This window comes from Bacillus sp. FSL K6-2971 (genome assembly GCF_038006405.1).
Taxonomy (GTDB): Bacteria; Bacillota; Bacilli; order Bacillales; family Bacillaceae; genus Bacillus; species Bacillus pumilus.
In genome coordinates, this window is sequence record NZ_JBBOVD010000001.1 from 428,426 (window position 1) to 439,168 (window position 10,743).

General features: G+C 45.4%; 1 protein-coding gene. It reads left to right on the top strand.

Features of this window, described 5'->3' with window-relative positions; all coding sequences use genetic code 11:
• Nucleotides 1–20 precede the first annotated feature (20 nt).
• Entirely contained in the window at nucleotides 21–10,727 is a 10,707-nt protein-coding gene (locus tag MHI33_RS02365) for a non-ribosomal peptide synthetase (RefSeq protein ID WP_340908798.1), read from the top strand.
• Nucleotides 10,728–10,743: the final 16 nt, after the last annotated feature.

Genomic DNA, 10,743 nt, shown 5'->3' on the forward strand with positions numbered 1-10,743 from the left:
AGAAGAGGCGGAGGATGAAAATGAATACAGTTTATTACCCCTTAACACATGCGCAAAAGCGAGTATTCTACACGGAAAGATTTTATCCAGGTACAAGTATTTCTAATTTGGGTGGATTCGCCAGATTGAGATCGGTATCAGGTTTAGATCCATCTTTGGTCGTTGACGTGCTTCAAGCGTACATTCGCCAAACTGACTCCCTTCGGTTGAGGCTGGTGTATCGGCATGAGCAGGAGGAGCCTGTTCAATATATCAAGCCTTATGAAGAACAGCCGATTCGCATGGAGAAGGGCTGGAGTGAAGAAGAAGTGAGGGCTTGGGCGAATGAACAAATCCGTGAGCCGATGCCGTTGATTGACAGCCTCTTGATTGAATTTAAGGTCTTTCAAATCAGTGATCAAGAGTGCTGGCTGTTTTGTAAAGCACATCATATTGTGGCGGATGGTATCTCCATTATCTTAATGGGAAATCGCATCATCGACTTGTACCAGGACATGCTGCAGGGGGTAGACATCTCACCGGTTGAGGAGATTTCCTTCGTTGACCACATCATGAGTGAGCAAAGCTATGAAACTTCTAAACGATTTCAAAAAGACCAAGCTTTTTGGAATGAACAATTTGCCAATATTCCAGATTTCGCTTCTTTAAAACCGCATAAGGGATACGAGATGAGTTTACATGCGGAGCGATTTTCAGGGGATATTCCAGATTCTTTGAAGGAGAAACTTCGTACGTTTTGTGAAGAGCAGAAAGTCAGTATGCTCTCGATGTTCATGTCTACTGTTTATATGTATTTGCATCGTTTTAGCGGTATGGAGGATGTTGTCCTTGGAACCTTTATGGGCAACCGAACGAATGCCAAAGAAAAAAAGATGATTGGTATGTTTGTTTCCACCATTCCGATGCGTGCATCTGTTCAAGGGTCGCAATCATTTCTTGATTTCGTCAAACAGGTCATGGCGGATCAAATGAAGATCTTGCGTCACCAAAAGTACCCTTACAATCTCCTCATGAATGATTTACGTGAAAGAGAAGGGTTTACAGGACGCCTTTTTGATATTTCTTTAGAATACCAGGTCATGCAGTGGCAGAAAAAAGAGAATCTGTCTTTTATTACTGAACCGATCTTTAGCGGGAGCGGAATGAATGATATTTCCATTCATGTAAAGGACCGCTGGGATACAGATACATTGACCATTGATTTGGACTACCGTACAGATGTATTCACCGAAGAAGAAATCAGTAAGATGTTTGATCGATTCTTGATCATACTAGAAGCGGCGGTCTCCCAGCCTGACCAGCTGATCGGGAAACTCCCTTTACTTCCACCAGATGAACAAAAGGAACTGCTTCAATTATCTGAGAGAAAACCGTTTGAAAAGCCAGCTGAAAAGCCGGTTCACCACTTGTTTGATGAGACAGCCAATAAGTATGCAGAGCGGACAGCTGTTGTAGCAGAAAATGGAGCATTTACTTATGGAGAGCTGTTTCAAAAGGCAGAAAAGCTGGCGCGTTTTTTACAAATGAAAGGTGTCTCGCGTGATGTGCCTGTTGCTGTCCTAATGGATCGGAAGGCAGAGGCTATGGTGGCGATCTTCGGCATATTAAAGGCTGGCGGGGCGTATGTACCGATTGATCCAGCATTACCTGAGGAGCGTATTCAATATATTGTGGAGGACTCTGGTGCTTCCATTGTGTTAACTGAGGAATCGTTCGTTTCAACATACCGTGTCCTCTCGGAAAAAATGGTCGTGCAGCAGCAAATCGCATTAGATGATGAACTGTTGCCACAGCTTGTAGATCAGTCGGTACCAGAGGATTTGGCATATATGATTTATACATCGGGGACGACTGGAAAGCCGAAGGGCGTCATGATTGAGCATCTTCAGCTACATCATTTGGTCCATGCCTTGCATCATGAGGTTTATGAAGAGGCGAGTGAGCTTCAAATGGCGCTTCTTGCACCATTCCATTTTGATGCATCGGTGAAACAAATCTTTGCTGCACTATTATTTGGGCATACGCTTCATATCATCCCGCGAGAAACAACGAGAAATGGTGTTCAATTAGCGGCTTATTATAGAAAACATCAAATTGAAGCAGCGGACGGAACACCGGCGCATGTGCAGCTTTTACTTGCAGCCGAATTAGATGGGCTGTCCTTGAGGCATATGTTAGTTGGGGGAGAAGCATTGCCTGCGAAAGCAGCATATTCTCTTATCGAAGCGGTTCGGATGAGTGAGCCTGATTTTAATTTGTGGAATGTGTATGGTCCGACTGAGACGTGTGTCGATGCGGCGGTTCATCGCCTAGAACTAAGTGAGCTGCGCGAATCCTCTGAACAGCAGCGTTATGTGTCGATCGGAAAGCCGCTCGGTCATCACCGTCTTTACATTTTAAATGACCATGATCAATTACAGGTACAGGGGGCTGCTGGAGAACTGTGCATTGCAGGGATAGGTGTTGGACGAGGCTATGTGAATCAGCCTGAATTGACGGAGAAAGTATTTACGGCAGATCCATTTTCTCCAGATGAGCGGATGTATCGAACAGGAGATCTAGTCAGATGGCTTCCGGATGGCACAATTGATTATCTTGGCAGAATGGATGATCAAGTGAAAATAAGGGGTTACCGCATAGAAACAGGCGAAATTGAAGCAGTGATGGAGCAGGTAGATGGAGTGGATCAAGCTATTGTACTTGTTGTCGAAGAAGCAGACGGGGAAAAGGTGTTAAGTGCTTACTATCAAGCTCGTCATGAAAATGTGTCAGTTGACATGCTGCAAGCTGCTATCAAACATCAGCTACCAGCTTACATGATGCCGCTCTATTTCAAAGAGCTCGATGCATTTCCACTCACAGTCAGCGGCAAAGTCGATCGTCGTGCACTTGCTGCCTTAAAAGGTGATAAAGCCGTTCAAGCTGTTTATGCTGCGCCTAGAAACGAGATCGAAACGAAGCTTGTGCGTTTGTGGGGAAAAATCCTTGGTCAAGAGAAGATTGGTATATATGATTCCTTCTTCGAACGAGGGGGGCATTCGCTGAAAGCAATGACTGTACTCACACATGTTCAGCGAGATTTTCAGGTGGAGGTGCCGCTGTCCATTTTATTTGAACAGCAGACCATTGCCGCTTTGGCTGCCTACATTGAGCAAGCGGAAACATCTTCTGAAACGGTGATACCTAAAGCACCTGCCTTAGACCATTATCCATTGTCACCTCCACAGCAGCGCGTTTATATGGTGAGCCAATTGGAGCAAAGCACTGCATACCATATGCCAGCTGTTGTGAGGTTAAAAGGAACACTGCACCAAGAGAAGCTGACGGAAGCCTTTGAAAAACTCATCATACGTCATGATATGCTGCGTACGTCTTTTCATACGTTGAAAGGTATTCCTCGTCAGCGGATAGCTCCATCCGTGCCATTTCAAATCGAACAGCTAACAGGCGGCACGATGGAAGAAAATATGAAGCGATTTGTCAGACCCTTTAACCTTGAGTGTGCACCACTTCTTCGTATTGGCTTGAAGTCATTACATGACCAGGAGCACCTGCTCTTTTTCGATATGCATCACCTGATCTCAGATGGTCTTTCGATTGATTTGATGCTGCGTGAGCTGTCAGATGCTTACGAGGGATCGGTCAAAGACCCATTGAAGCTTCAATATCAGGACTATGCTGTTTGGCAAGAACAACAAGGTTTTCAAAAAGAAGAGGCATTCTGGCTGCAGGAATTTTCGGGTGATCTTCCTGCTTTACAGCTGCTGACCGATTATCAGCGCCCAGCAGTCCAGTCGTTTGTAGGGGATCGTGTGATCAAAGAAATCAATGAAACGTTAAAGGTGCAATTGCAGGAGCTTGCGGCAAAACACCACACGACACTGTATACGGTTCTGCTTTCTGCTTACTATACATTGCTTGCGAAGTACACGGGTCAAAAGGAATTCGTGGTTGGAACACCGGCGGCGGGGCGAGTGCATGCAGATTTGGATGACATGATTGGCATGTTTGTCCAGACACTTGCTTTGCGGTCCGAGGTTGATCCGAATGGAAGCATGTCGCAGTTGATCGAGCAAGTGAAGGAAAAGACGATGCATGCATTTGAGCATCAGCAATATCCATTTGAACGACTGCTTGAAAAACTGAATGTGCCAAGGGATTTTAGCCGTCATCCATTATTCGATACCGTTTTTACACTCATGCCAGATCATGGATCAGCCCAGCATATAGGAGAAATGCAAGTTGAAATCGAAGAAACCAATTTCCATATTGCAAAGTTTGATTTAACGCTGCAAGCGATGGAGTCAGATCAAGGGTTATCCTTTGTCCTCGATTACAGTACGGCGCTATTTAAACGAAGTACAGCCGAGCAGATGCTGCATCATTATATGTATTTGCTGAAGCAGATGGTTCAAGCGCCGGAGGAGGCGATTCGATCTTATCGATTACTCTCTGAACAAGAAGCAGAAGCTCAACTGAATCTGTGGAATCCGTTACCGACGCCTTATCCGTCAGAAGAAACCATTGTGACACAGTTTGAAGCACAGGTGCAGGCGCACGGTCATAAGTCTGCCCTCCAATGTGAAGGTGTGATTCTTTCTTACCAAGAACTAAATGACCGTGTGAATCAGCTGGCTCATTATTTACGTGAACATGGGTTTGAAAGAGGGATGAAAGCAGCCTTATTCTTTGAACGGTCTAATGAGATGGTACTCTCTGTTCTAGCTGTACTTAAGGCGGGCGGCGTCTATGTACCAATTGATCCTGATTTCCCTGATGAACGCGTGAAGCACTTTTTAACAGACAGCGGTGCGCAATTCTTATTGACACATCAAGTGCTGCGCCATCGTTCGGTACTTGCTTCTTTCGAAGGAACCATCATCGAAACAGAAGATCAGGCAATTGTTCAGCAATCAGACAGCAATATAGACATTCGTGTATTGCCAGAGGATTTGGCGAATTTGACCTATACATCTGGTACAACTGGAAAACCTAAAGGAAATATGGTGACACACCGGAACATTTTGAGAACAGTGAAGCAATCAAATTATCTCGCCATTTATCAGGAAGATACGGTGATGAGTTTATCAAACTATGTATTTGATGCTTTTATGTTTGATGTGTTTGGTGCTTTATTAAACGGTGCGAAACTGATTGTTCTGCCAAAGGATCATATCTTAAACATGAATGAGCTTTCTGGAGCGATTGAGAAGGAGAAAGTCAGTATTTTAATGATCACGACAGCTCTTTTTCACTTACTTATCGATATGAAAAAAGACAGCCTGAAGAACGTTAGAAAAGTTCTATTTGGCGGAGAACGTGCTTCCGTGCCTCATGTCATGACTGCACTTGAAACGGTAGGGGAAGGCAAACTTGTTCATATGTACGGTCCTTCTGAAAGTACGATTTTCACTACGTATTATCCAGTGAATCACATTGAGGAGCAGGCGTTATCCATTCCAATCGGAAAGCCAGTGAGTCAAACGGCTGTTTATATTGTAGATGAATTTGGACAGCTGCAACCGCCAGGTGTAGCAGGAGAGTTATGTGTCGCTGGTGATGGACTGGTAAAAGGATATTATGGGCAGCCAGAACTCACAAGCGAAAAATTTGTGAAAAATCCTTTCCGCCCTGATGAGGCGATGTATAAAACAGGTGATCTTGCCCGCTGGCTGTCAAATGGAGAGATTGAATTCATTGGACGAATCGATCATCAAGTGAAGATTCGAGGTCAGCGTATTGAACTTGGAGAAATTGAGCATCAGCTGCTGCGCCATCCGCAATTAAAGGAAGCCGTCGTCATTGCAGCTCCAAATGACACATTATGTGCGTATTTTACAGCCGAAGGGTCTGTCTCATTAACTGATTTACGCGAGCAAGCAGGGCGTGAACTGCCTGTGTATATGATGCCGTCATTCTTCATGCAATTAGACGAGCTTCCGCTGACGAATAACGGCAAGGTAGATAGGCGCGCGCTACCGGTGCCTGACCTAAGTGAGCAAGGGGTAAATGAGTACATCCCTCCTCAAACAGAAACGGAGCGTCTCGTGGCGCGCATTTGGGAAGAAGTTCTTGAAGTGCCGCGAATCGGCAGGCACGATCATTTCTTTGAATGCGGTGGTCATTCGCTGCGCGGCATGAAAATGCTGAACAAGCTGTATGAAGAGATGCACGTGGAGCTCACTTTAAAGTCTTTATTTGAATCCCCAATATTAGAGGCGTTTGCCTTTGCGGTTGATCAAGCGGATCAAACGGAGATCAAGCGGGTGGAGGTTGCAGAAGAAGCGGCCTATTATCCAGTGACATCTGCTCAGAAACGGCTGTTTGTATTGGAGAAAATGACCGACGCGGAGCAAAGCTATCATATGCCGGCTGCTTTAAAGCTAGAAGGTGCTTTTGATGAAAAACGATTTAAAAAAGCGATTGAACAGCTTGCCCATCGTCATGAAGCATTCCGAACGAGCTTTGATTTTGTTCAGAATGAACCTGTTCAACGGATTGAACCAAACATCTCCGTAGACATTGAGACAATCGAAGGGAACGGAAGAGACATACAGGAATTGATGAATGACTTTATCCGTCCATTTGATATAGAAAAGGCGCCTCTACTCAGAGTAGGTCTAGTTTCTGCTTCCGTAAATGTCCATTATTTGCTGATTGATATGCATCATATCATTTCAGATGGTGCATCTGTGGGCATTTTAATTGAGGAGCTTTCAGCCTTGTATCGAGGAGACAAATTAGAGAAATTACCTGTTCAATATAAGGATTATGCGGTTTGGTCAAAAAGCGAGACGTTTGCTGCACAAATAGAAGCTGAAGAGGCGTTTTGGCTGAAGCAATTACAAGGAGACCTGCCTGTACTGGCACTGCCTGAAGACCTGCCAAGACCAAAAGTGCAAACATTCGCAGGAGATCGCGTCTCATTTACAATCAATGGGCCGCTTAAAGCCAAATTGGATGAGCTGGTCAGAGCGCTCAACAGTACGACGTATACAGTCCTGCTCACTTGCTACAGTACCCTTTTAAGCAAGCTATCAAGACAAGAAGATATCATCATCGGTTCGCCGATTGTGGGCAGAACTCATCCGGATATTCAATCTGTCATTGGTATGTTTGTGAACACGCTGGCACTTAGAACAAAGCCAGCAGGACATCTGACAGCTGCGGAATTTGCGTCAAATGTTCATCAGCTTGTGTTAGAGGCAAATGAGCATCAGTTGTACCCATTTGAAGAATTGGTAGACCAAGTACAAACGGTTCGAGACACTAGCCGTCATCCAATCTTTGATGTGGTGTTCTCAATGGAAAATGCGGATATCCGTGATTTAACGATGGATGGACTTCACATTGTTCCAGAGCCATTCGAAGAGAATATCGCCAAATTTGATTTGACCTTAACTGGAAACGAATCGGCTGATCACATTGAGCTTGTGTTCGATTTTAATTCTTCTATCTTTCAACAGTCGTCGATCGAAAAGTGGAAGGAGTTTTTCCTTCATTTATTGGAACAAATGGTATCAGAGCCAGATCAATCGCTAGATCAAATGCAGCTATTATCACCGAAGCAGCAGCAAAAACTGCTCAGTGAATGGTCAGGCCCTGTCCTAAACGTTCCGTCAGATCGAAACGTTCATGCACTGATTGAGGCTAAGGTATTTGAAGCACCGAAACAAAAAGCGGCGACCTTCTGCGGAACAAGCTGGACGTATGAGGAACTGAACAGCCGTTCAAATACAGTCGCTTCAAGACTCATCTCAAACGGCATAAAACGAGGAGACCGTGTCGGTATTCTGACTCGCCCATCGCTTGATATGGCGGCAACCGTCCTTGGCGTCCTGAAGTCAGGTGCGACATTCGTTCCAATTGATGCGGATTATCCGGATCAGCGTATTGCCTACATGCTGGAAGACAGCGGGGCAGAGGTTCTTCTCATGCAAAAAGGACTGACTGCACCATCTTCATTCGCAGGGCATGTCCTGTTCATAGAAGATGCGGTAGAAGGCGAAGCACAAGAAATTCAGATTCATGTCAAACCAACAGATCTCGCCTATATGATTTACACGTCTGGAACGACAGGACAGCCGAAAGGTGTCATGGTCGAGCACCAGTCCCTTGTGAATCTAGCGTTCTGGCACAATGATGCCTTCCAAGTGACAAATGCGGATCGAACCGCTAAATATGCCGGCTTTGGCTTTGACGCCTCTATTTGGGAAATGTTCCCGACATGGATTGCCGGCGCAGAGCTGCACATCATTGATGAAGCGATTCGTCTCGATATGATCAAGCTCAATACGTATTTCAATGACGAAAATATCACCATTGCGTTCTTGCCAACTCACCTATGCGAACAGTTTATGTCAATGGACAATCACTCCTTGCGTTACTTACTAACAGGCGGAGACAAGCTGAAACAGGTAAAGCCTGTTCCATATCAACTCGTGAATAACTACGGTCCAACAGAAAACACCGTCGTGGCGACAAGTGGGATCATCAATCCAGATCAAGGCACGCTTCCGATTGGAACAGCGATTGCTAATACTCGTTTTTACATTATGGGTTCGTTATATGATCTCTCGCCGCCAGGCGTACCGGGTGAGCTTGTGATCGCAGGAAAAGGACTGGCAAGAGGGTACTGGAATCTTCCGGAGGAAACAGAGAAAAGTTTTGTCCCAGATCCATTTTATCCAGGTGAGCGCATGTACCTGACAGGTGATTTGGTGAAATGGACAGAGGATGGCGAGCTAATCTATCTCGGCAGAAAAGACCATCAGGTCAACATCCGTGGCTTCCGGATTGAGCTGTCAGAAATTGAGGCGCAGCTCCTTGCGCTGGCAGAAGTCAAAGAAGCAGTTGTGACAACGGTCAAAGATGCCAGCGAACAGGATGCCCTTGCCGCTTACGTCATCACAGCTGAAGAAACGACCGACCTGAAAGAAAGTCTAAAACGCACGTTGCCAGACTATATGGTGCCTTCATGGATCATCAAGCTAGACCACCTGCCGATGACGGCAAATGGAAAAGTCGATCTGAAAGCATTGCCAGCACCAGATATGGAAGCGAACCAAACGGCATACGAAGCGCCAAGAGACGAAGTCGAAACGCTTCTATGCGGCATTTGGAAAGACGTGCTTGGCGTCAGCCAAGTCGGCATTCATGATCACTTCTTCTTCCTTGGCGGAGACTCGATTAAAGGCATTCAAATGGCAAGCAGGCTCACACAAGCGGGCTGGAAGATTGATATGAAACTACTATTCCAGTACCCAACGATTGCGGAGCTACGCCCATATATCGAAGAAGCCGATCAACTGACAGCTGACCAATCACCTGTCGAAGGAGAAGTCATTTTCACACCGATTCAGCGCTGGTTCTTTGAACGAAACTTTACGAGTCAGCACCATTGGAACCAATCAGTTATGCTCCAAGCGCCAAATGGCTTGGATGAAACCATCGTTCAGCAAGTGTTGGAGCAGCTCATGATCCATCACGATGCCTTGCGAATGGTGTATCCGCTTGAAGAAGGACGCGTGATCCAGCGTCATCGAAAAATCGAAGAAAACTTGGTGGCTGTTGATGTGGTAGAAGTACAAGGGGAACTGTCGCAGCAAATCCAGCAGGTAGAAAAGCTGGCAAATGAAGTGCAGGCGAGTATATCGCTAGCGGAAGGACCTTTAGTAAAGCCAGCCATTTTCCGAACGGATCAAGGGGATCATTTACTGCTCGCTGTACATCATCTTGTCATCGATGGTGTGTCATGGCGTATTTTCCTTGAAGATTTTATGGCTCTTTATGAACAGTCGAAGCGCGGGGAAGTCCTGACACTTCCTGAAAAAACACACTCTTTCCAAGAATATGCCCAGAAGCTGACGGAATACGCGATGTCAGATGAGTTGCTGTCGGAAAGAGCTTATTGGAAAAAGGTACTTGCGCATTCCGTTACGCCGCTTCAAAAGGATCATGTGACGGAGGATCAGCGGATGCTTCATACACAGACCATTCGTTTTACATTGTCTGAGGAGGAAACACGCAGTCTGCTGACAGATGTACATGAAGCATATCAAACAGACATCAATGATATTTTGCTGACAGCACTCGGATTGTCCATGAAAGAGTGGACAGGTGAAGATAGACACTTTATACATCTTGAAGGACACGGGAGAGAGAACATCCTCCCTGCGGTCAATGTATCACGGACGATTGGCTGGTTTACAAGTATGTATCCTGTGTTACTGGATATGTCGCATGCAGACGATCTTTCTTATCAGATCAAGCATTTAAAAGAGGAACTCAGGCACATCCCGAACAAGGGAATCGGCTATGGCATATTAAAATATTTAACCCCTGACAAGATGAAGGACGATATCTCATTTGATCTCGTGCCACATATCAGCTTTAACTATCTTGGTCAGTTTGATGAACAGATCATCGGTGAGTTAAGCCGCTCAACGTGGGATGCAGGCCAATCGCTGAGTCCTGAATCAGAGAAACCTCATGCACTTGATATTGTTGGTTTCGTCGAACAAGCCATGCTCCATGTGACGATTTCTTATCATCATCTTGAATTTGAAGAACGTACGATGGAACAATTCAAGGACCTTCTTGAAAAGAATGTGAAGGCGCTGATCTCACATTGCGTATCACAGGAGGAAACCCAGATGACACCTAGTGATGTGGGTGATGAAGATCTCACGATGGATGAACTTGAAAAGCTAATGGATATATTTTAAGCAAACGAAGAGGTGG